We start from the raw sequence: 22,103 nt of genomic DNA, 5'->3' as shown, positions 1-22,103 counted from the left end.
AGAATTTAATAATGAATTACTGTTAGAAAGATTTCTTTTATTTTTGTTCAAAATCAAATAAAATAATGTTTGTTTATAGTGTTATCACGTCAATAATTATTTCAATCGTACTTGAAATTTACCTGTATTATAATTTTAAAAAATTCATTCAAAATAAGTATATTCTTTTAGGAAATGTGCTTTTGTGGTTACTTGTTTTGGGTAATTTTGGATATAATCTAATCTTTTTTGATCGTAATGTTGGTCAAACACAAACAACAATGTGGGCAACAGGTTTGTTTATGTTGTTTGGCTTTCCTCGAATTATTCTGGTTCTATTTTTCTTGGTTCAAGATATTTTTAGAGGCTTTGGTTGGTTATTTAATCGTGCAACAAATCATCAAACAAAAGAAGATTCTTATTTACCTTCTCGCCGAAAATTTGTAATGATTTCTGGATTAACAGTAGCTTCAATACCTTTTTTTAGTTTGATATATGGAATGACTTTAGGAAAATATAATTTCAAAGTAATCAAGAAAAAATTGGCGTATCAACGTTTACCAAAATCGTTTGATGGTTTCAAAATCTTACACATTACAGATATTCATTCGGGAAGTTTGGATAATCGTGAAAAGATAGAATATGCAATCGATTTAATCAATCAACAAGATTTTGATATTTTATTATTTACGGGAGATATTGTAAATAATTTTCATTGGGAAATGGATAAATGGTACGATGTTTTTTCGAAAATAAAACAAGCTCCGCATGGTAATTTTGCTGTATTAGGAAATCATGATTATGGAGAATATTCGGATTGGAAAACGGAGGAAGAAAAGCAAGATAATTTTGAGAAAATCAAAGCGATTTTCCCTAAGATTGGAATGAAATTATTGCTTAATGAGAATAGATTTATTGTTAAAAACAATGAAAAAATTGCGTTGATTGGCGTTCAGAATTGGGGAACACGATTTAAGAAATTAGGTGATATTGATTTGGCAGCTAATTATGTCAATTTTGATGATTTTAAGATTGTAATGTCTCATGATCCATCACATTGGAATGAGATATTGAAAAATCATCCGAAACATTTTGACTTGACTTTATCTGGACATACGCATGGAATGCAGTTGGGAATTGAAGTTCCGAAGATTGGTTTGCGTTGGAGTCCTGCGCAATATGTGTATCCGCAATGGGCGGGATTTTATGATTTTGAAGGAAAGATTATCAATGTAAATCGAGGATTTGGTTATCACTTTTATCCTGGAAGAGTAGGCGTTTGGCCCGAAATAACATTAATAGAGTTGAAATCTGTATAAAATATAAAATAAAGAAAGCAATCAAATTTTGGTTGCTTTTTTGATGTATATCAATTAATTTCTTTAAATAATGAAAGATTTTTGTATTATAAAAAACTAGATAAATATGAATGAAGAATTAATTCCATTACAAGTTGTTAAGAATGAAAAAACTTCTAGATTTGAGTTAGAAGTTGATAATTATATTGCATTTATTGATTATAAGCAAGAGGGTGATATTATTAAATTGATACATACAGAAGTTCCAGAAGAATTAGGAGGAAGAGGAGTTGCTTCTGCTTTAGTAGAAAAGACATTGACTTATTTAGAAGAAAATAAAAATTCGTTATTTCCTTATTGTCCATATGTTTTCGCATATATTAAGAAGCATCCTGAATGGAAAAGAATTGTCAATTCAAAATTTCCTAATTACGATAAATTATAAGCGAATAATATTAGAGAGAAAATAAAAAAAGCGGCTTTTAAGCCGCTTTTTTTATTTTTAAATATAATTTATACATTTTTATCTTCGTTGTGAATATATTCTTGTTCTATCGCAATATGGCCTTCCCATTTGTCTACAGCAACTGTAGATAAAGCGTTCCCAAGTACATTTGTCATTGAACGAGCCATATCACAAAAATGGTCGATAGGTAAAATCAACGCAATTCCTTCTGGTGGAATTCCAAACATAGAGCAAGTAGCAACCACTACAATTAATGAGGCTCTTGGTACACCTGCAACACCTTTAGAAGTTAGCATTAAAACAAGTAGCATCAAAATTTGTTTTTCGATTGGCATATGAATTCCATAAACTTGTGCGATGAAAAGCGATGCAAATGTCATATACATCATTGATCCATCTAAATTGAAGGAATATCCGAGTGGTAATGTGAATGAAATAATTTTCTTTTGAGCTCCAAATTTTTCTAATTCTTCTACTAATTTAGGAAATACAGCTTCTGAAGAAGTTGTAGAGAAAGCAATCAATAAAGGAGCTTTTATATGTCGTAATAAATCGAATAGACGATTACCTAAAATGAAGTATCCAACGATACATAATACTAACCATAAAAGAGCTATACCTATAACGAAAGCGATTAAATATTTTACATATAAAGCAAAAATTCCGAATCCATAAGTAGCAATTGCAGCAGCAATTGTTCCTAGAACACCCAACGGAGCTGTCCACATTACGTATCCAACCATGATTAAAACTACATGCGAAATTTTATCTAAGGCTTTTGTTATTATTTCTCCTTCTTTACCAAATGCAGCTAGAGCAACACCAAAGAAAATAGAGAAAACAACAATTTGTAAGATCTCGTTTGTAGCAAATGCTTCAAAAACAGATTTAGGAATCATATGTGTAATGAAATGTTCTAATGTAAGTGAAGCTTGACCTTTTAATAAGTCTTGGGCAGAACTAGCATCCATTTCGATATTTACACCTTCTCCTGGTTTAATAAGATTTACAACAATAGCTCCAATAACCAAAGAAGTAAGCGAAGCTGTAATAAACCAACCCATAGCACGCCCTCCAACACGTCCTACCATTTTCATATCTCCCATCTTAGCAATTCCTACAACTAACGTAGAAAAAACTAAAGGAGCGATAATCATTTGAATTAAACGGATGAAGATAGTACCTAAAAGTTTTATATTTTCTGAAAATGAAGTGATATTTTTAATTCCTGTAATCCTTCCTTCCTTAGATTTTTCAGTTTTTTTGATGCTAACATCTAAATCTTTGATCTTATTTGGATAAAAATGAGCTTTATCATCATCATTAGGAACAAAAACAATATCTTGATTTTTATATACTTTTTGTATTGAGTCTAATTTTTTAGGATCTTTATAATCTTTGAAGATAAATACTTTTTGTACTCTTTTTACATTATCAGTAGAAATATAGCTTACTTCATCTATAAAATTAGTATTCTCTATTGTTTTTGTGTCTATACGAATCCCTTGTCCTCGACCAAATAGATTGACATATCCTCCCAATGCAACACCAATTAGCAATGCAACGATGATAGCGATAAAAAGTTTATTGTTTTTCATTATGCGATTTTAAACTTTGCCAAAACTACTATTTTTTTAATAAATTATTAAGAATATAAATAAAATTATACGTCATTTAAATTTAAACTCCTTTATATCTAGTACTTATAAAGATATTTCTTATAGTGTATAAAGTACTATTCTGGTTGTTTAAAAGGAGTTTTTTGATCTAATATTTCTTCAATTAATTTTGACATTGGTTGGCTTGAGTTTTTTACAATCGAATAATCTGTGATCTTATTTCCATTCACAGAAAGTTTTATTAATTCTTTATTAGGAAATTTGATTGGATAAATACATAATTCAATTTCCTTATCTAGATTTTCTTTATTAGCATAAAATAAATGTGCATAGAAAATCAATTGTAATTGTTTTGCTTTATCCTCTTTTTGATAAACGGTTTCTATATCTTCAGTTTTAACCGATATATCTTTTGCATAACCTGTTTTATAATCTATAATTCTGATCTGATTATCTACAGAATCAATTCTATCAATAACACCTTTTAGTTTTACGCGATTCCCATTTGTTAATTCAAAATCAACTTCATGTTTACTTTCTAAAGATATTATGATAAATTCATTTTCCTTTGCCGTTTTTACATCTTTTGATAAAACACCATCTACAATTCGTTCAGCAATTTTATAAATCAAATAATTTGGACCTTTATCCAAATGTCCATCTTTGTATTCTTTGCTAAAATGCTCTTGTAGTGTTTTATCTTTTTCTTTTTCAATAGATTTGAAATCGTTTTCATGCAAAACTCTATTTAAATAAGGTTTGTACAAATCTTCCAAAGCTCCATGTACAATATTTCCCAAGGTTTTTGCGCTAACTGTTTCTTCTGCTTCTTCTACTTCGTTAACATTAAAAATACGCTGTTCATAAAAATCTAAGGGATTACGTAAATAAGTAGAAAGTGAAGAAGGCGAAATTCCATAATTAGCCCAATTTTGAAGTTTAGCCATTGTTTCATCTGTTTTTGGAATAATGATTTCTTTCAATGGTTTAGTTATAAAACTTGGTGCAGCAAAAGTTTCTTTTACTTTGTGATTACTCTCAAATTTAATTTGTGCTAAAAATCGAGATTTTTCTCCAGAACCCATTCCATCAGCTTCAGTATCATATACGAAATACGCATTCTTTGCACGCTGAATTAAACGATAGAAGTGATATGCATAAATTGAATCATTTTCTGTAAAAGTATTCAATTTCATTTGTTTACGAATATCGTAAGGAATAAAAGTATTATTTTGTCTTCCTAAAGGTAAAATTTCATCGTTTACTGATGTCATGATAATATTGTCAAAATTTAACAAACGTGTTTCCAATAATCCCATTAACTGTAACCCTTTTAAAGGTTCTCCAATAAAAGAAATAGTTTCAGAAGAAACAATTTTGTTGTACAATAAAAACAAAGTTCTATAATCTTTAATATCATCAACACTCAATAGATTTTCATATAGTTGATTGAAAACTTTCTTAAAAAAGAATAAATATTCTTTGGTTAATAAATCAATCATAGAAGGATCATGCAATAGTTCATCAGTCCAATTTTTTAAATGATGAATAAACTCAGTTATACTTTTAGGTACTTGAAATATGCTTTTGAAAATTGAATCATTCAGAGCTTTTTGAATTGAATTTTGAGAATTAAAAATTCGATTTTGTATTCGAATATCGTGTGCTAAATCACGGCTACTCTCAGAACTGTAATGCGATAAAGTTTTATTTTCTAGAATTTGTAAAATATTTTTAAAATAAAACATTTTACTTTTCCCAAGTTTTTCTCTATTCATTTGTAATTCAAAAATCGATTTGAAAAATTGTGCCAAAGGCACTGAACGTAATGGAATTCCCATCGAAATATTAAGATGTGTAATATTCTCGGGTAATGAATTAAGAATCGCAGGTAAAATAGCTTCGTCAGCTAAAATCAACGCTGTGTTTTTTATCTCATTTTCGTTGAGATTTTTTAAAATGTCTGCAATATATTTTGCTTGTCCAACTTGTTTTGCAACACCAATTGTATGTAAGTTTTTTGGTTTTGAAAATTCATCTACAATCCAATTGATAGGTTTTATTTTCTCTTTATACTTTCTTAAAAAAGCTCCAGCTTCTTGATTTGGGTTTTCATAATAATATTTATCGGCATCAAAATATAAAGTTGCTAAATTTTCTTTTTCCAATCTGAAAATCAATGCTTGCTCCGCTTTTGTTAAGGCATTAAAACCTGCAAAAACATAATGTGAAGTTCTATTTTCAACAATTTCATCTACTTTTTCGCTTGCGATTCTAAAAACCATTCCAGCATAACCTTCCTTCGAATCTAGTAAATCTTGTTGCAATTGAAAATATAATTTCGAAACAATTCCCCAAAACGTTAAGTGATTTTGAATGATTTCATTTTTTCCAATCTCAATTTTTCCATCTCCCCATTGATTAATTCGTTCAACCGAAACTAGATAATCCAAAACTTTATTGGCAGGTTGCAATGAAGCATCAATATCATCAAAATCTTTTAAAATAGTTGGTCCCCATTTTATGAAATCTTCAAAAGAATCAGGTTTGTCAACTATTTTTTTATACGCTTGATAAGCTTTGAACCATAGATTAATTCCAGAAATAATTTCTAAACCAGAAAGTTCACTCATCAGTTCTTCTATACTTTTCATTTGTGGAAGAATGATATTTTGCGATTGACGTTGAAATTCTTCTCTAAAGAAAAGCATTGGACGTTTTCCTGGTAAAACTAAAATTGTGTTGATAAAGTTTTTTTTATTTTGAACTAAATCTTTGACAACATTTTCTATGAATTGAGCCATTTTGAAATTTTCTTACGTTGAGTTGTTGTAAAAGTAAGGATTTTGAGAGACAAAAGATGGCGTTAATTATTAATTGAAAAATTATTTTAGAACAAAAAAGCCGTTTCAGAAATATGAAACGGCTTGTATATAGAAATTCAGTATTCTTACTTAATCACTCCTAATTCTTTACCAACTTTTGTAAAAGCAGTAATTGTATGATCTAATTGTTCTTTTGTATGTGCAGCTGATAATTGAACACGAATACGTGCTTTATCACGAGGAACAACAGGGAAAAAGAATCCGATGACATAAACACCTTCATCTAGTAATTTGTCTGCCATTACTTGAGATAATTTTGCATCGTATAGCATAACTGGTACTATTGCAGCATCACCTTCTGGAATATCAAAACCAGCAGCAACCATTTCTTTGCGAAAATATTCAGCATTCCACATTACTTTATCGCGTAAAGAAGTGTCTTTTTCTAACATTTCTAACACTTGTAAAGCAGCACCAACAATTCCAGGAGCCAAAGAGTTAGAAAATAAATATGGACGAGATTTTTGACGTAACATTTCGATGACTTCTTTTTTACCAGAAGTAAATCCTCCCATTGCTCCACCTAAAGCTTTACCTAAAGTAGAAGTAATGATATCTACACGTCCCATAACTTCGTTATGTTCGTGTGTTCCACGACCTGTTTTTCCAATGAAACCTGTTGCATGAGAATCATCAACCATTACTAAAGCGTCATATTTATCAGCTAAATCACAAACACCTTTTAAGTCAGCAACAATACCATCCATAGAGAAAACGCCGTCTGTTACAATAATTTTGAAACGATGATTCTTTTCTGAAGCAGCAATTAATTGTGCCTCCAAATCTGCCATGTTATTATTTTTGTAACGGTAACGAGCAGCTTTACATAAACGAACACCATCAATAATAGATGCATGGTTTAATTCATCAGAAATAATAGCATCTTCTTCTGTAAACAAAGGCTCGAAAACACCACCATTTGCATCAAAAGCAGCAGCGTATAAAATCGTGTCTTCCATTCCTAAGAAATCAGCGATCTTTTTCTCTAATTGTTTGTGTACATCTTGTGTTCCACAGATAAAACGAACCGAAGACATTCCATATCCACGATCATTTAACATTTTTTGTGAAGCTGAAATAACGTCTTTATTATCTGATAATCCTAAATAGTTATTTGCACAAAAATTAAGTAATGTTTTACCATTTTCTAATGTAATTTCTGCACTTTGAGGAGAAGCAATAATTCGTTCTTTTTTAAACAATCCTTGTTCTTCTAAATCATTCAATTGCGTTTGTAAGTAGTTTTGAAATTTATCGCTATACATAATAAATCACTTTTTGTTTTGATATGTTTCATACAAATATAAAGGATTCGCTTATATTTTTTGTATTTTTGTATGATATAAAATGAATAAAAGTGATTACTATACTTATCTTAATATTTCAGTATTATTTTCTAGGAAAATTGTTTAATAAAGATAAATTACGACTTATTTTAAAAGTTGTTGGTTTATACTTTTTGGGAGTTTTTGTTATTGCAATTAATATCGCAATTTTAATGTCAATGGGTGTTATAAAATCTACACTTCCTGAATTGATGGAATCAAAATGGATGATGATCCCAGATTTGGTGTTATTTATTCTTCTATCGTTTGTCTATTATAACTATTTAAAGCGTAAATGGACAATGGAAATGTGGGAAGGAGAAATTGATAAACGCAAAAATGAAATTCTTCAAAATATAGAAGTTAATCAAAAAATTAACCCAGTGAAATTAGATGTTTATCCTCATTTTCATACTGTGAATGAGAAAAATATTCATTTGGTTCAACCTTTAGCTAAGGAGATTTGGAATGAATGTTACAAGGATTTATTATCACAAGATCAAATCAATTATATGATTGATATGATGTATAACAATGATAAAGTAAATGAAGGAATTGAGAATAGTGAAATTTGGGAGATTCTAAAAATTGATAATGTTCCGTCAGGTTATTTACATTACAAATTAGATGAAAACAATACTGTTTTCTTGTCAAAAATTTACTTGAAAGAGTCTAATCAAACCAAAGGAATTGGACAATTGATGTTGAATAGAGTTGTAGATTTCGCCAAAGAAAAAAGTGCAAAAGCAGTTCATTTAACGGTGAACAAACACAATGCAAAAGCAATTCGTTTTTACGAGAAAAATGGTTTCAAGAATATGGAATCAAAAACATTTGACATCGGAAATGGATACATCATGGATGATTATATTTATCAAAAGAATTTAAATAAATAAATATTTAGAATAATATATGGAAGCTGTTACAATTTGTAGCAGCTTTTTTTGTGAGTAATTTAAGAAGATTTTGATGAGATTTTTAATTGTAATATAATTATTCTATAATTAAACTTTTATTTCTAAAAATATGTAAAGATGTTTCACCTTTATTCTTGACAACAGCATCACCTATTTCGATAAATTGATTTGCATTTTCATAAGGTAAATAATAATCTGAATGTTTAACTCTAACCATTAATCGATTTCCTCTACTTTCATCTTTTGTATATATTTTTTTAATGAATTGTTTTATAATATTCATAAGGAGAATAAGTTTTGGAGAACGAAAAAAATAAGTAACAATACAACCTAAAAACAAAAGAGGAGAAAATAAAGAAACAGTAAGTATGATATTATCTTTTTTCATTTAGAAGCTTTACAATATTGTACTATACAAAAAAGGACTTCAATTAGAAGTCCTTTTTTGTTATTTTTCTCTTTCGATTACGTATTTCACCATTGTTTCTAATGAATTTCGAAATTCATTTTCGGGAAACTCGTATAGTATATCTAAAGCCTCTTGGCTATATTGTTTCATCATTTTTTGCGTGTACTCAATTCCTCCGTGATCTTTCACATACTGAATAATTTCTCGTACACGTTTTTTGTCATTGTTATAACGTTTTACCGAATTAATCAACCATTTTTTGTTTTTTTCATTCGCTGTATTAATCGAATAAATCAACGGTAACGTCATTTTTTGTTCCTTAATATCAATTCCGACAGGTTTCCCGATAGCATTAGAAGTGGTATAATCAAACAAATCATCTTTAATCTGAAAAGCAATTCCAACCAATTCACCAAAGCGATGCATTTTCTTTGCAATTTCTTCCGAACAACCAACAGAACGCGCTCCAGCTTCACAACAAGCGGCAATAAGCGTTGCAGTTTTCATTCGGATAATCTCGAAATAAACATCTTCTGTAATATCAAGTTTACGCGCTTTTTCGATTTGCAATAATTCACCTTCCGAAATTTCTTGTATCGCAACAGAAACAACTTCTAACAAATCAAAATCTTTGTTTTTAGTCGAAATAATTAAGGTTTTAGATAAGAAATAATCACCAACTAAAACCGCAACTTTATTTTTCCAGATGGCATTAAGTGAAAAGAAACCACGACGCAATGTACTATCATCTACAACATCATCGTGTACTAAAGTAGCTGTATGAATAAGTTCGATAAAAGAAGCCGCACGATAAGTACGTTCTTGTACTTCTCCATTCAATTTTGCAGTCAAAAAGACAAACATCGGGCGCATTTGTTTTCCTTTTCTGCGCACAATATAATTGGTAATACGGTCAAGAAGTGAAACATTACTCTTCATCGATTCGAAGAATTTCTGTTCAAACAATTTCATTTCCTCCGCGATTGGAGCTTTAATCAAATCTACCGTGTTACCCAAAATTTAGTTTTTTAATTCGTAAAATTATTGATGCAATGTACAACCTGTTTTGCATAGAATCCTTTATAGTTAAATTCCTCTCCGCTAAAACAAATTTTGTTTTCGGTTGGCAAAACTGAAATCCCTTCCAATTGTCCCAACTGTGTCGTGAAGCCCAAAGGTAAACTTATTTTTTTAACTTGAGAAGTGAAGAATAACTGATTGTTATCTTTTGGCAAATCAAACCAATTGATAAAAGTTAATGCTTCTTTTGTGTAACCCAATAAATAAATTCCTTTTGTCGGACTATTTACATCAGCATCGATATATGCAGCAGTCACAGCATAATTTGTAGGAAAAGTTTCTAACTTTTTGGCTGCGTGTTTTTTAGAAGAATCAATAGGGACGACGTAATGAGAAGTTGCCATATTTGACCATTCTTTTGTAAATATATGCAACTGATTTTGGTGGACAAAAAATGCTTCTGCATCCCAATTTGTTGTCATATTTTTGAATTGAAAAGTTTCTTGTTCCGGATAATAAAATTCTATTTTTTCAGCTTTTAGTTGCTGATAAGATTTTGAATAATCGATGTTTGATTTCTCGATAAAATAAATGGCTAAATCTTTTCGTTTGCCCAAATTATTTCCAAAATCAGCAAAATAAATTCGATTATCATCCGAAGACATTTCTTCCCAATCAATATTTGGAGTATTTGTGATGAAAATTGTATTGATAATTTCACTTGTTTTTGCATCAAAACGATACAATTCTGGTTTGGAATCAGAATCGTTTAAACCCCAAAAAGAAGCCACATTTTTATCTTCTTTTTCATATTCTAAAGTCGAAATTTCGTTCAAAGTAGGAGGTAAGTTAACACTTTCCATTTTATAATCATCAATAGAAATTGTATCAATGTTTTCTATTATTTGCGCGAAAGAGAATTTAGTTAGAATCAAAAATAAAAATATGGCTAAATATTTCATTTGATTATTTTTTAATCATTTCCAGTTTTATTGGCTAATTGTCCACAAGCTGCATCAATATCTTTTCCGCGACTACGACGTACATTTACCACAATATTGTTGGATTCTAAAGCTTTGATATAATTGTTAACAGCTTCTTCTGATGCTTGTTTGTAGATTCCATCATCAATCGAATTATATTCGATAATATTCACTTTTGAAGGTATTTTTCGACAGAATTTTACCAACGCATCAATGTCTTCTTTTCTGTCATTAACACCACCCCAAACAATGTATTCGAATGTAATTCGTAAACCCGTTTGTTGATACCAATACTGAAGACTATCCATTAAATCTGTCAACGGAAATTTAACAGAAAAAGGCATAATTACATTACGAACTTCTTCTCGAGCCGAATGTAAAGACACCGCAAGATTAACGCGTAAATCTTCGTCAGCTAGTTTTTCAATCATTTTAGGAATTCCCGAAGTGGAAACTGTAATTCTTCTTGGAGCCATTCCTAATCCTTCTGGCAACGTAATTTTTTTGATGGCAGAAATTACTTCGTTATAATTTAACAAAGGTTCTCCCATTCCCATAAATACGATATTGCTTAATGGACGATTGAAATAACGTTTACTTTCTTCATCGATAATCACAACTTGATCAACGATTTCTGCAGCTGTTAAGTTACGCATACGTTTTAACTGTGCTGTTGCACAAAAGGTACAATCCAAGCTACAACCAACTTGCGAAGAAACGCAGGCAGTTGTACGAGAATCAGTCGGAATTAAAACAGATTCCACAACGTTACCATCATGAAGCTTAACCGCATTCTTGATGGTTCCGTCGTTAGATTTTTGTAGAAGATCAACTTCAACAGGTTGAATTTGGAAAGATTCTCCCAATTGCTCACGTAAAGCTTTTGAGATATTCGTCATGTCATCAAACTGATGTGCATTCTTTTTCCATAACCATTCGTATACTTGTTTTGCACGAAATGATTTTTCTCCAATCTCTTTGAAATAATCTTCAATCTCAGCTTGTGAAAGCTTTCGTATGTCTTTTTTTGTTGTATTCAAACTTGTCTTATAAGATTAACATTGCATCTCCGTAAGAGTAGAATTTGTATCCTTCTTTTACAGCTTCGTTGTATGCTTTCATTGTTAAATCGTGTCCAGCAAACGCAGAAATCATCATGATTAATGTAGATTTTGGTGTGTGGAAGTTTGTAATCATACAATTTGCAATAGAGAAATCGTATGGTGGGTGAATAAATTTATTTGTCCAACCATCATAAGCATTTAAATGTCCATCAGCAGAAACTGAAGATTCGATAGAACGCATAGAAGTTGTACCAATAGCACAAACTTTTTTCTTGTCGTCGATTGCTCTGTTTACTAAATCTGCTGTAGCTTGAGGAATAATTACTTGCTCAGATTCCATTTTGTGTTTAGATAAATCTTCAACTTCAACAGCTTGAAAAGTTCCTAAACCAATATGTAAAGTTAATTCAGCAAAATCGACACCTTTAATTTCTAAACGTTTTAATAAGTGTTTAGAAAAGTGTAAACCAGCTGTAGGCGCAGCAACAGCTCCTTCATGTTTAGCATAAATTGTTTGGTAACGCTCTGCATCTTCAGGTTCAACGTCACGTAAAATATATTTTGGAAGTGGAGTTTCTCCTAATTCTTTTAATTTTGCACGGAATTCTTCGTAAGAACCATCAAATAAGAAGCGTAATGTACGTCCACGAGAAGTCGTATTGTCAACTACCTCTGCAACTAATGTATCATCATTATCAAAGAATAATTTATTTCCGATACGAATTTTACGTGCTGGATCAACCAATACATCCCATAAACGAGTCTCAGCATCTAATTCTCTCAACAAGAAAACTTCGATTTGAGCACCAGTTTTCTCTTTGTTACCCATTAAACGAGCAGGGAAAACTTTCGTATTGTTACGAATCATTACATCTCCTTCGTCGAAATATTCGATAAGATCTTTAAATTGTCTATGTTCAATTTCTCCGGTGTCACGGTGAACAACCATTAAGCGAGCTTCGTCTCTGTTTTCAGAAGGACGATCTGCTAAAAGTTCTTCAGGTAAAGTAAAGTCGAAATCGGAGGTTTTCATTTTCATAATTGTACAATTTTTTGCAAATATACGACCTCAGATACCCCTTTGTCAAGTTAATTGAGGTATTTTATGAAATTGATAACGTTTAAATGTTTATTTTTGACAGCTAACCTATTTTATAAAGCATATAATATAACTTAGTTTAAATCGATAAATGAAAACGAAACTACTATTACTATCAATGTTTTTTACATTTTTTAGTTGTAATAAATCCGAACAAAAAATTGAAGAATCTACTGAAATAGAAAAGATTGATTCTGTTGCGAAAAAAGAATCTCCAGAATCTGAAATTCCAAAAGAATTGGTAAAAGCTCCTGATTTTTCTTTGGCTGATATCAATGGAAAACGATTTGATTTATCAGATTTCAAAGGAAAATATGTGTACATGGATATTTGGGCTACTTGGTGTGGACCTTGTAAAGTGCAAATTCCATTTATGAAAGAGTTGGAAAAACAATTTCATGAAGAACCAATTCATTTTGTAAGTGTTTCTTTGGATAAATTAGAAGATAAGCCAATTTGGGAAAAAATGGTCAGAGAAAATCAGATGTCTGGTGTACAGTTATTTGCAGGAAGAGAAGATAACTTTGGCTTTGATTATAAGATAGAATATATCCCGACTTTTATTATTTTAGACAAAGAAGGAAATATTATGATTGATCGCGCGCCTGCACCGATGGATTATCAAACAGGAGAAATCAATAAACAATTGATAGATATTTTCAAAATGATGAAATAAAAAAAGCTTCCGAAAGGAAGCTTTTTTTATTATTAAACTAAATACTCTGATTGATCTAAATAATTGTGTGTGCATTTTTAGATAAAATCAGTATCATTTCTTTTAATTTGTCAAATAATATGTTTTTTAACTGTTAAATTGATTATATTTTAAATAAATTAAGTTTTTATTTTCATATTATTAATAAAAGTGTATGTTTGTATAACTAATATATAATGAATTAATACATGAAGAAAATTTTACTATTATGTAGTATGGCGCTAGGAATTGGTGCCAATGCACAAATCTCAGTTAAAGAGGGATTTGAAACAACACTTCCGACGACTTGGGTTGGAACTGGAGGTTTTACGCCAGCCAATTATACAGGAGTGTATAATAATGCGGGGTGTACTGGAGTTGATAGAGCTTGGGGGGCTGCTTTAGTGGGAACCGCAGCTTCTGGAAAAACGGCTACTCTTACTTATACCAAGCCTGCGGCAATGGTTGCGAATGGAAAGCAAATTGACATTAATTTTGATTATATCATAGAGGATTTCTTACAAAATAATGTAGGTGAGCTTAAAGGAAATATTCTTGTGCAATATTCTACTGATGCTGCAGGGACTACTTTTACAACAGTTTCTACAATTCCATATAGTGGAACAACGGGTGAATGTGTGCATGTTACAGCGTCTATACCTGATGGACTAATTAATGGATCTAATTTTAAATTTAGAGTTTCAGTGACAAGTACAAGTGCGAATAATACTAACGGAGCATTAGTATTCTTAGATAATATTTCAATTGTACAAAACGTTGATGCTATTCCAAGTTGTACTACTCTTTCTGCTCCAGCAGATGGTGCGACAGATGTTTTTGTAAGACCAACTTTTACATGGGGAACTGCTACAAATGCACATGCTTACAAATTGTATTTAGGAAGTGTGTCAGCAACTTATAATGCAATAAATGGAGAAGAACAATCTTCAGGTTATATGTTACCAGCAGCTCAAGCATTGGCGGCTAATACGAAATATTTTGCTAAAATTGTTGCAACGAATAATTTAGGAGATGCTGTAGGTTGTGTGGAAACTACATTTACAACAGGTGAAAATTCGTTTGCTCCTTATTGTGGACCGATTATTAGTACGATTCCTGCTCAGATGTTTCCAATTAAATCATTCAAATTTGGAGATGTTGAAAAAATATCTGATGAAGCGGCTACTACTTTTGGAACGTATGAAGCTCATCAAAATTTTACAGCAACAAAATTCGAAATCAATGATGATGTAACGTCGGTGCCATTTACTTTATCTGGAATAGGATCGGGAAGTAATAATTTTGCTACTGTGATATACATCGACTGGAATGAAGATGGTGATTTTGATGATGCAGGAGAAGCTTATTTCAATACAGCTGGTACAATGTTGGTATCAAATGTTGTAACAGGTGGTTTAATTAATTTAAAAGGGGATTTATCGATTCCAGCGGATGTTAAAGCAGGAGAGAAGAGAATGAGAGTGAAATATAATTTCACAGGGGCTACAGCTATTCATAATTCTCTTTCTACAGCTTGTTCAGATGTTGGAAATGGTCAGGTGGAAGAGTATACAATTAAAGTAAAATCTACTGCACTTACTTATTGTGATGCTCAAGCGACTTCTACTAATAATGATTATGAAAGAATAGTTAATGTTAAATTTGCAGACATAGATAATGCATCGACACCTTTATATGATAATAATGGATACGAAGATTTTACTAATATAGTAGGTAATGTTCAAACAAATAAAGGATATCCAATTGAAGTTAAGATTGCTAATTTTTCTGGTGATAAAACAAGTATTTGGATTGATTATAACCAAGATGGAGTATTTACAGATGACGAAAAAACAAATATGACTGTAAATGCAGCTACATCAACAGGGCTTGTTAAAATACCTTCTAATGCAAAATTAGGAAAAACTCGTATGAGAGTTAGAACGGCATTTCTTACAGATCCTCAGCCATGTGGGAATAATACTTTTGGTCAAGTAGAGGATTATACAATTGATATTCAAGAAGGAGTTGCATCTGTTCCTGATTGTACAACAATCACTGTGCCGTCAAATGGAGCAGTTGATGTAGCAACGTCTTCAAAAATTACTTGGAATGTAGTTAGTGATGCAAATAAATATAAAATATATATAGGAACTGCTTCAGGAACTTATGATATAGAAGATGGAAAAGAAGTTACAGAAACAAATTATAATGTTTCTTTATCTGCCAGTACAAAATATTTTGTAAAAGTGGTAGCTTCTAATGATACAGGTGATGCATCAGGATGTGAAGAAATTTCATTCACAACAGCTTCTAATTACACTTATTGTAACAACGGAATTAATATGATTTGTAGTGATGGTGATGTTATTGAAAATGTAACATTTGCAGGAATTAATAAAGATTCTAGCTGTAGTGGGACAACAGGTTATTCTGATTTCACATCATTGGTAGCAGAGGTTTCTGCTGGAGAAACTTATCCTATTTCTGTAAAAGTAGGCCCTTCAGGTGATGGTTGGTTATATGAGTCTGTAGGTGTATGGATTGATTTTAATCAAAATGGTTCTTTTGAAGAAAGTGAGTATACTTATGTAGGAACAGGACTTGCACAAGTTTTAACTAAAAACATTGTTATTCCTTCTGATGCAAAAATGGGACCTACAAGAATGAGAGTTGTATTAGCTGCATCAAAAGCAGATGCTTTTGGTCATCATTTCGCTTGTGGACCAAATAATGCAAACGAGGCATATGGTGAGATGGAAGATTATACTGTTAATGTAGGAAAATTAGGCGTGTCAGACATGAGTAAAACTGCGATATCAATATATCCTAATCCATTCAAAGATGTGTTAAGAATCTCTGATGTTAAAGATGCTGTTTCTATTGTTGTTACTGATCTTTCTGGAAGAACATTAGTAAATATGAAACCAGCTACAGAGCTTAATTTATCAACACTTAGCAAAGGTGTTTATATTGTAACAATTAAATATGCTGATGGAAGTACTAAGACAACAAAAGTTGTCAAGAACTAACTTTTAGATATTAATCTTAATAACAAACGCCACCCAATTTGGGTGGCGTTTTTTTGATATAATTCTAATCGTTTATAAATTAATTAAACCCTGAAGCTGAAATTTTATTTAATAATAAACCTAATTGTAAAGCTAAAAATACATAAACAGAAATTTTCAGAAATATAATTAAAGTTAGAATCTAAACTTTTAAAGGAAAAAGTATCTCAATTTTATTTAATTTTAGTAGAATTATTATTAATTGTATAGTTAATGTGAAAATTTATAAATGAGATAATGAAACTTTGTTAAATTTTGATTTGATGTAGTTGAAAAATTATAGATATTAACTGAGAGATTTGATTAGTTTAATAATAAATATATTTTAATAATGAAATAAAAAAAAGCTTCCGAAAGGAAGCTTTTTAGGGTTATTATGCTCTAATTTTTGTTTTCAGATTAATTCGTTGTCCAACTTTTGGTTGTTCACCAGGCTCCATACGATTTAGTTTATATAAATTGTTAACCTTCACGCCAAAACGTTGCGAGATCGTGTACATATCATCACCTTCTTGCACTTTGTACGAATAATCAGATCCTTTTGTTTTCTTTTTTCCGAAGAATACAATTTGTCCATCTTTTAATTTAGAACCCATTTGTATTTCATTGAAATTAGCAATATCCGAAGGAATTTTGTTATACGTTTTAGAAATCGTGGCAATTGTTTCTCCCGCTTGAGCAACGATATAAGGAATATTATTTTTGTGATTTTTGATACGTGTTGTCGGGCTCTGCGGGCGAGTTTCGTAGGTAATAGTTTTATTATTTACAGTTGATTCACTTTCTACAACATTTTCTTTTGGTTGATAAGAAGCTAAGATAACTTCTTCCTTGATAGTTTTAGATTCTTTTTTTGTTTTAGATTTTGACAAATTATTTGCCAACATCATATCGTCCTGATTGTTGTATAACGTGTATAATTTTGCATAAACTTCTTCTGGAGAAATCTTATCAAATTGATCTAAATTATATTTCTCAATTCTCGAAATTAATTTTGAAGCATATTTTGGATCAGTTGCATAACCAGATTTTTTCAGACCATTCGCCCATGCACTATAATCTGTCGGATCCAAGAAAAATAAAGCTTTGTAATAAGGTCTTAAAGCCAAAAATTTAGAATGATCTCTATAACTTTCTTCAACTGAAGAATATTTTCTGAAACATTCACCTTTTGCATCATCATCGTGATAAATTCTAGGTTTATCTAACGACCATTCTTCTGGACCTTTACATTTTATTCCGAAATGATTATTTGCTTGATCAGCTAATTTACTTTGTCCGCCGCCAGTTTCTAATAAACCTTGTGCTAGCGTAATACTTGCCGGAACTTTGTAAAGTTTCATTTCTTCAACAGCTAAAATAGCGTGTTTTCGAATGTAAGTTATGTCTCTACTTTCTTGTGCTTGCGCCGAAATCGTCAACACTAAGCTAAAAACGTATAACAATTTTTTCATTCTATAATATTTTTGTTCTTCTTCTTTAAAAGTTTGTTCATTCCTTCAATTCCTTGCAATCCGCCTGTATGAACCAAAAGAATTTTAGAATTATCACTAAAATAATGATTTTTAATTAATTGAAAAATTCCAAAAACCATTTTTCCAGTGTAAATAGGATCCAATTGAATATGGCTAATTCGCTTGAAATCATTTACAAAAGTAATTAATTCATCCGAAACTTTCCCATATCCGCCAAAATGATAATCATTAAAAATAGTAAAATTCGTTTTATTTGTCAATTTTTCGACTTCATTTTGTATAAAATCTCCCTTTAAACTCGGAAAACCTAAAACTTTTTGATGAGGTTTCGAGCTTTCAATCAATCCAGCAATTGTTCCACAAGTGCCGATTGCAGAAGCAATAAAATCATATTCGAAACAATCATGGTACAAAATTTCTTCGCAACCTCTTATCGCAAAATCATTTGTGCCTCCTTCTGGAATAACGTAAGTATTTGGGTATTTAGTATTTAAATGATTTGTAAATTCTACTTCATCCTTTTTTCGGTATTCTTCCCTTGAAATAAAATGCAATTGCATTCCACATTTTTTTGCAAAACGTAATGTAGGATTTTCATCGATTTTATCCTTCAATTCTTCACCACGAATAATACCAATAGTTTCGAAATGATGTAATAGTCCAGCTGCCGCTGTTGCTGCAATGTGATTGGAAAAAGCACCACCAAATGTTATCAATTTTTCGTAACCAAGTTTTTCAGCTTCAATAAAATTATATTTGAGTTTTCGGTATTTATTTCCAGAAATTTCGGGATGAATCAAATCTTCTCTTAATATAGAAATTTCAATATTTTGAGAAGTTAAATTCTTGATATTAATAGGTTGGATTTGAGCTTTAAAATCGTTCCAAATCATTTAGATATATTTTAGAAAACTATAAAATTTTCGCTTTTTCAAATAATTCAAATTGTGTTCATTTGCATAAGCTTCACGCTCAAAACTAATATTGCGATATGCTTTATGTTGATCGCGATATTGAATCAATCGAATCACATATTCAATCAAGTAAAAAGGATAGAAAAAAACAATCAAAAGTTCGAGTTGCTGAATGATATGAATGGTTTCGTGATTGATTAAAACTTCATCATTTTTCAGTTTTTTATCTCTCAAAAAAATGAAAGGAAAAATAGTAATTCCAATAAAATTCTTTCGGAATAAATGACTCAAAACAACTACAAACATGATTTAGCTAATTCGATTTTGTTGCAAAATTAATCAATCTGAAAAGATATTGATTTAAAAAAGCATTAAAAATCGTAAATTTAGATAAAGTTTCACAAATAATTATCATGCCAAAATTAATGATATTTTATAGATAAAAGTTGTAATTTCACAGCATTAGAAATGAAAAAGTTTGAAAAAGGAGATTATTATTTATCTCCAGAAGGTTTCAGAATATTTACTGAACAATATCTAAAAAGAAGAGGATATTGTTGCAAAAGTGGATGCAAACATTGTCCGTATGGATACGATAAAAAAACAGATAAAATAAAGAATAAAAAATAATTATATGAAAATAACATCAACGATTTTAGCTTTGTTAATAGGGAGTTGTGCTTTAGCGCAAATGAAATTTCCTGCGGTAAGCTCTCATTCCGAAGTTGAACAAAAAGTAGGTTTAACAAAATTTGAAATTGAATACAATAGGCCAAATGTAAATGGAAGAGAAGTGTTTGGAAAATTGGTTCCAAATGGAGAAGTTTGGCGAACTGGCGCGAATGAAAATACAGTTATAAAATTTGATAAACCAATCAAAGTTAATGGGCAAGAATTGGCTGCTGGTGAATATGCGTTGTATAGTATTCCGAACAAAGAAGAGTGGGAGGTAATTTTTTACAAAGATACGAAAAACTGGGGAAATCCGAAAGAATGGAAAGAGTCGAATATCGCGTTGAAAGTGAAAGCTAAGTCAACAAAATCGATGAACAATAAGACAGAAACGTTTGAGATTCGTTTTACAAATGTGACGCAAAAATCAGCGAATTTGGTTTTAGCTTGGGATAACACAACAGTTGTTTTGGATATTGAAACGAATACAATTAACGAAGTTTTAAAAATGATTGGAGATCAATTGAACGAAAATTCTTCTGCAAGAGATTTTTACAATGCGGCAAATTTTTATTATTCGAATAAATTGGATCGAAATCAAGCGTTGAAATGGGTTAATACAGCCTTAGAAAAAGATGCAAATGCGCCAGATTATTACAAAGAATTGAAAACTAATTTGGAAAAAAATAACTATTAAATAAAAATCCCTTCAATTTTTTGAAGGGATTTTTTTATTCAGAAATATTCTTCTTTAAGATAATTTGTAGGTAAGAAAACATCAACGCAGTAGACCAACCAACCATCATAATTCCGTTTATCGCTTCTAATCCAGCCATAATTTTCCATTCGCTATCAATCACCACATCACCATAACCAACAGTAGTAAATGTAATTAATGAAAAATAGATTGCTTCCTGAAAACTATACAAATTGTCAATATTTGGATTGAAATAAAAAGTTGCCGCCCAAATTGTACATTGTGCACCGTGTAACAAAGTAAGCAAAGAAACAGATAATGCCATTTGCCAAATTACCTGACTAAACGTTAAACGTTGTTTTTTGAGATTAAATTTATGCAGATATTTTAGTGAATAAACAGTAACAGTTGATTGTAAAATAACATTCACACAAATTATAATTACTCCAAAACATATAATTAAAAACATAGTTAGAAACTTGATGTAAATGTATCCTTTTCGTAAAGTTTTACAAAGAAATAAAAGAATTAGTTAAGATATAATTAGTAATCAGCTATTTTTTTGAAGTTTTAGCTGATTTGACAATAGTTTTTGTATCTTCTAATTCTGAATTAATAAACACTAAAAAATGAAAAAAATTTTACTATTGAGTACTTTACTATTAAGTACATACACATTAAATGCACAAAATAAGAGTGCAACAGATTTACCATATTCGTATGGTTTTGAAACAGAAGACCTTGATGGTTGGACAGTTATTAATGCGGGAAGCGGAAATAATTGGGAAGTTGCACAAGCCTCTTCAGAAACTCCTGATCCTTCAGAAGGGGAAAAATATATGCTGTATTTTTTCCATGAAAATGCTGCAAATTCATATTTATTTTCGAGAGGAATTAATTTAAAAGCGAGTGAAAATATTAATTTAAAATTTGATTATATGGGAATTGATGCTTGGTTCCCAGAAAAAATGGAAGTACTTATAGGTCAGAATCCAGATGTAGAATCAATGACGCAACAACTTTGGATCGATGAAGAAATAATCAATTATCCTTATGAAACGGCATCAGTAACTTTTAAAGTTCCAACAGATGGTGTTTACTATATTGCATTTAGAGCTTTTTCAGATCCAGATCAATTTTATTTAAGTTTAGATAATATTCAAATTACAAAAGAATCATTGGCAACGCAAGAAGAACTTAAAACCAAATTAGCTTTTTTTCCTAATCCTGTAAAAGATATTTTAAATATTCAAAATGATCGAAAGATTACAGCCGTTAAAATTTATGATTTAACAGGTAAAGAGCTCGTTAGAAAAGAATTTAACGCTAATAATGTGCATATTGATGTTTCAAATTTACCAAAAGGAGTTTATATGGTTAGAGTTGGAAGTGAAAATAGTACTCGAACAATAAAAGTAATTAAAGACTAATTACATCTTCAATTTCTCATAAATAAAAGCCTTTCAAAAGAAGGCTTTTATTTATTTTAACTTATAAAAGGAGGTTTCCTATCGGC

Annotated in this window: 20 protein-coding genes; 8 read left to right on the top strand and 12 right to left on the bottom strand. The window is 30.5% G+C overall.

Annotation, left to right across the window (positions count from 1 at the left end; translation table 11 throughout):
• Positions 1-65: 65 nt before the first annotated feature.
• Both E4J94_RS12970 and E4J94_RS12965 read left to right on the top strand, forming a co-directional pair.
• Positions 66-1,298, top strand: coding sequence for a metallophosphoesterase (locus E4J94_RS12970; protein ID WP_135836224.1), 1,233 nt, complete (start codon positions 66-68; stop codon positions 1,296-1,298).
• A 106-nt stretch (positions 1,299-1,404) separates the two neighbouring features.
• Positions 1,405-1,722, top strand: a complete 318-nt coding sequence (locus tag E4J94_RS12965; RefSeq protein WP_135836223.1) for a GNAT family N-acetyltransferase — start codon at positions 1,405-1,407, stop codon at positions 1,720-1,722.
• Between the two features lie 68 nt (positions 1,723-1,790).
• Here the strand turns inward: E4J94_RS12965 and E4J94_RS12960 are convergent, their stop codons facing one another.
• From E4J94_RS12960 to kbl, 3 genes are all read right to left on the bottom strand, one after another.
• Positions 1,791-3,341, bottom strand: coding sequence for a dicarboxylate/amino acid:cation symporter (locus E4J94_RS12960; RefSeq protein WP_135836222.1), 1,551 nt, complete (start codon positions 3,339-3,341; stop codon positions 1,791-1,793).
• A gap of 137 nt (positions 3,342-3,478) precedes the next feature.
• Entirely contained in the window at positions 3,479-6,166 is a 2,688-nt protein-coding gene (locus E4J94_RS12955) for a PD-(D/E)XK nuclease family protein (protein WP_135836221.1), read from the bottom strand.
• A 146-nt stretch (positions 6,167-6,312) separates the two neighbouring features.
• A complete protein-coding gene (kbl, locus tag E4J94_RS12950; RefSeq protein ID WP_135836220.1) occupies positions 6,313-7,512 on the bottom strand; it encodes a glycine C-acetyltransferase in 1,200 nt (399 codons plus the stop codon).
• A gap of 92 nt (positions 7,513-7,604) precedes the next feature.
• Here kbl and E4J94_RS12945 point away from each other — a divergent pair, with 92 nt between their 5' ends.
• Positions 7,605-8,468 carry a GNAT family N-acetyltransferase gene (locus tag E4J94_RS12945; RefSeq protein ID WP_246034331.1) on the top strand — a complete coding sequence of 288 codons (864 nt, stop codon included), beginning with the start codon at positions 7,605-7,607 and terminating at the stop codon, positions 8,466-8,468.
• Positions 8,469-8,565: 97 nt separating this feature from the next.
• On the opposite strand, the gene E4J94_RS12940 is transcribed toward E4J94_RS12945, so the two are convergent.
• The 5 genes from E4J94_RS12940 to queA all read right to left on the bottom strand — a co-directional run bounded on the left by E4J94_RS12940 (position 8,566) and on the right by queA (position 12,998).
• Positions 8,566-8,772 carry a hypothetical protein gene (locus E4J94_RS12940; protein ID WP_135836219.1) on the bottom strand — a complete coding sequence of 69 codons (207 nt, stop codon included), beginning with the start codon at positions 8,770-8,772 and terminating at the stop codon, positions 8,566-8,568.
• A gap of 165 nt (positions 8,773-8,937) precedes the next feature.
• Complete coding sequence (locus E4J94_RS12935) at positions 8,938-9,870, bottom strand: polyprenyl synthetase family protein (protein WP_135836296.1); 933 nt, start codon at positions 9,868-9,870, stop codon at positions 8,938-8,940.
• Between the two features lie 56 nt (positions 9,871-9,926).
• The gene (locus E4J94_RS12930; RefSeq protein WP_135836218.1) at positions 9,927-10,880 is read right to left on the bottom strand and encodes a hypothetical protein; all 954 of its coding nucleotides are present in this window, start codon (positions 10,878-10,880) and stop codon (positions 9,927-9,929) included.
• Positions 10,881-10,891: 11 nt separating this feature from the next.
• Positions 10,892-11,941: a 23S rRNA (adenine(2503)-C(2))-methyltransferase RlmN gene (rlmN, locus tag E4J94_RS12925; RefSeq protein WP_135836217.1), complete on the bottom strand. Its 1,050-nt coding sequence runs from the start codon at positions 11,939-11,941 to the stop codon at positions 10,892-10,894.
• 7 nt (positions 11,942-11,948) lie between these two features.
• Complete coding sequence (queA, locus tag E4J94_RS12920; RefSeq protein ID WP_135836295.1) at positions 11,949-12,998, bottom strand: tRNA preQ1(34) S-adenosylmethionine ribosyltransferase-isomerase QueA; 1,050 nt, start codon at positions 12,996-12,998, stop codon at positions 11,949-11,951.
• Between the two features lie 157 nt (positions 12,999-13,155).
• Here queA and E4J94_RS12915 point away from each other — a divergent pair, with 157 nt between their 5' ends.
• Both E4J94_RS12915 and E4J94_RS12910 read left to right on the top strand, forming a co-directional pair.
• Complete coding sequence (locus E4J94_RS12915; RefSeq protein ID WP_135836216.1) at positions 13,156-13,740, top strand: TlpA family protein disulfide reductase; 585 nt, start codon at positions 13,156-13,158, stop codon at positions 13,738-13,740.
• A 227-nt stretch (positions 13,741-13,967) separates the two neighbouring features.
• On the top strand, positions 13,968-16,790 hold the full coding sequence (locus E4J94_RS12910) for a GEVED domain-containing protein (RefSeq protein ID WP_135836215.1): 2,823 nt from the start codon (positions 13,968-13,970) through the stop codon (positions 16,788-16,790).
• A gap of 413 nt (positions 16,791-17,203) precedes the next feature.
• Here E4J94_RS12910 and E4J94_RS12905 read toward each other — a convergent pair whose 3' ends face one another.
• From E4J94_RS12905 to E4J94_RS12895, 3 genes are read right to left on the bottom strand one after another with little or no spacing between them, the layout of a single operon-like run.
• Positions 17,204-18,283 carry a glucosaminidase domain-containing protein gene (locus tag E4J94_RS12905; protein WP_135836214.1) on the bottom strand — a complete coding sequence of 360 codons (1,080 nt, stop codon included), beginning with the start codon at positions 18,281-18,283 and terminating at the stop codon, positions 17,204-17,206.
• Positions 18,280-19,197 (bottom strand): 1-aminocyclopropane-1-carboxylate deaminase/D-cysteine desulfhydrase, encoded by a 918-nt coding sequence (locus E4J94_RS12900; protein ID WP_135836213.1) that lies wholly within the window; start codon positions 19,195-19,197, stop codon positions 18,280-18,282. Before E4J94_RS12900 ends, E4J94_RS12905 begins: the two co-directional genes overlap by 4 nt.
• Complete coding sequence (locus E4J94_RS12895) at positions 19,198-19,524, bottom strand: hypothetical protein (RefSeq protein WP_135836212.1); 327 nt, start codon at positions 19,522-19,524, stop codon at positions 19,198-19,200.
• Positions 19,525-19,686: 162 nt separating this feature from the next.
• Between E4J94_RS12895 and E4J94_RS17630 the strand changes: the two genes are divergently transcribed.
• Together E4J94_RS17630 and E4J94_RS12890 are read left to right on the top strand one after the other, a co-directional pair.
• Positions 19,687-19,848 carry a DUF5522 domain-containing protein gene (locus tag E4J94_RS17630; protein WP_168801878.1) on the top strand — a complete coding sequence of 54 codons (162 nt, stop codon included), beginning with the start codon at positions 19,687-19,689 and terminating at the stop codon, positions 19,846-19,848.
• A gap of 4 nt (positions 19,849-19,852) precedes the next feature.
• Positions 19,853-20,587 (top strand): DUF2911 domain-containing protein, encoded by a 735-nt coding sequence (locus E4J94_RS12890; protein WP_135836211.1) that lies wholly within the window; start codon positions 19,853-19,855, stop codon positions 20,585-20,587.
• Between the two features lie 34 nt (positions 20,588-20,621).
• Here E4J94_RS12890 and E4J94_RS12885 read toward each other — a convergent pair whose 3' ends face one another.
• The gene (locus tag E4J94_RS12885) at positions 20,622-21,056 is read right to left on the bottom strand and encodes a potassium channel family protein (protein WP_135836210.1); all 435 of its coding nucleotides are present in this window, start codon (positions 21,054-21,056) and stop codon (positions 20,622-20,624) included.
• 160 nt (positions 21,057-21,216) lie between these two features.
• Here E4J94_RS12885 and E4J94_RS12880 point away from each other — a divergent pair, with 160 nt between their 5' ends.
• Complete coding sequence (locus E4J94_RS12880; RefSeq protein WP_135836209.1) at positions 21,217-22,017, top strand: T9SS-dependent choice-of-anchor J family protein; 801 nt, start codon at positions 21,217-21,219, stop codon at positions 22,015-22,017.
• The last annotated feature ends 86 nt before the right edge of the window (positions 22,018-22,103 follow it).

Origin of the sequence: Empedobacter tilapiae (assembly GCF_004785645.1) — a bacterium.
GTDB lineage: Bacteria > Bacteroidota > Bacteroidia > Flavobacteriales > Weeksellaceae > Empedobacter > Empedobacter tilapiae.
The sequence above is the reverse complement of the archived record's forward strand: the minus strand, read 5'-3'. Positions and strand labels throughout refer to the sequence as shown.

Bases quoted from the DNA above. Each gene is read 5' to 3' on its own strand.
- queA (WP_135836295.1), bottom strand. From the start codon at position 12,998: ATGAAAACCTCCGATTTCGACTTTACTTTACCTGAAGAACTTTTAGCA.
- E4J94_RS12935 (WP_135836296.1), bottom strand. From the start codon at position 9,870: ATGAAATTGTTTGAACAGAAATTCTTCGAATCGATGAAGAGTAATGTT.
- E4J94_RS12885 (WP_135836210.1), bottom strand. From the start codon at position 21,056: ATGTTTTTAATTATATGTTTTGGAGTAATTATAATTTGTGTGAATGTT.
- E4J94_RS12960 (WP_135836222.1), bottom strand. From the start codon at position 3,341: ATGAAAAACAATAAACTTTTTATCGCTATCATCGTTGCATTGCTAATT.
- E4J94_RS12905 (WP_135836214.1), bottom strand. From the start codon at position 18,283: ATGAAAAAATTGTTATACGTTTTTAGCTTAGTGTTGACGATTTCGGCG.
- E4J94_RS12915 (WP_135836216.1), top strand. From the start codon at position 13,156: ATGAAAACGAAACTACTATTACTATCAATGTTTTTTACATTTTTTAGT.
- E4J94_RS12940 (WP_135836219.1), bottom strand. From the start codon at position 8,772: ATGAATATTATAAAACAATTCATTAAAAAAATATATACAAAAGATGAA.
- kbl (WP_135836220.1), bottom strand. From the start codon at position 7,512: ATGTATAGCGATAAATTTCAAAACTACTTACAAACGCAATTGAATGAT.
- E4J94_RS12965 (WP_135836223.1), top strand. From the start codon at position 1,405: ATGAATGAAGAATTAATTCCATTACAAGTTGTTAAGAATGAAAAAACT.
- E4J94_RS12930 (WP_135836218.1), bottom strand. From the start codon at position 10,880: ATGAAATATTTAGCCATATTTTTATTTTTGATTCTAACTAAATTCTCT.
- E4J94_RS17630 (WP_168801878.1), top strand. From the start codon at position 19,687: ATGAAAAAGTTTGAAAAAGGAGATTATTATTTATCTCCAGAAGGTTTC.
- E4J94_RS12900 (WP_135836213.1), bottom strand. From the start codon at position 19,197: ATGATTTGGAACGATTTTAAAGCTCAAATCCAACCTATTAATATCAAG.
- E4J94_RS12910 (WP_135836215.1), top strand. From the start codon at position 13,968: ATGAAGAAAATTTTACTATTATGTAGTATGGCGCTAGGAATTGGTGCC.
- E4J94_RS12955 (WP_135836221.1), bottom strand. From the start codon at position 6,166: ATGGCTCAATTCATAGAAAATGTTGTCAAAGATTTAGTTCAAAATAAA.
- E4J94_RS12880 (WP_135836209.1), top strand. From the start codon at position 21,217: ATGAAAAAAATTTTACTATTGAGTACTTTACTATTAAGTACATACACA.
- E4J94_RS12970 (WP_135836224.1), top strand. From the start codon at position 66: ATGTTTGTTTATAGTGTTATCACGTCAATAATTATTTCAATCGTACTT.
- E4J94_RS12895 (WP_135836212.1), bottom strand. From the start codon at position 19,524: ATGTTTGTAGTTGTTTTGAGTCATTTATTCCGAAAGAATTTTATTGGA.
- E4J94_RS12890 (WP_135836211.1), top strand. From the start codon at position 19,853: ATGAAAATAACATCAACGATTTTAGCTTTGTTAATAGGGAGTTGTGCT.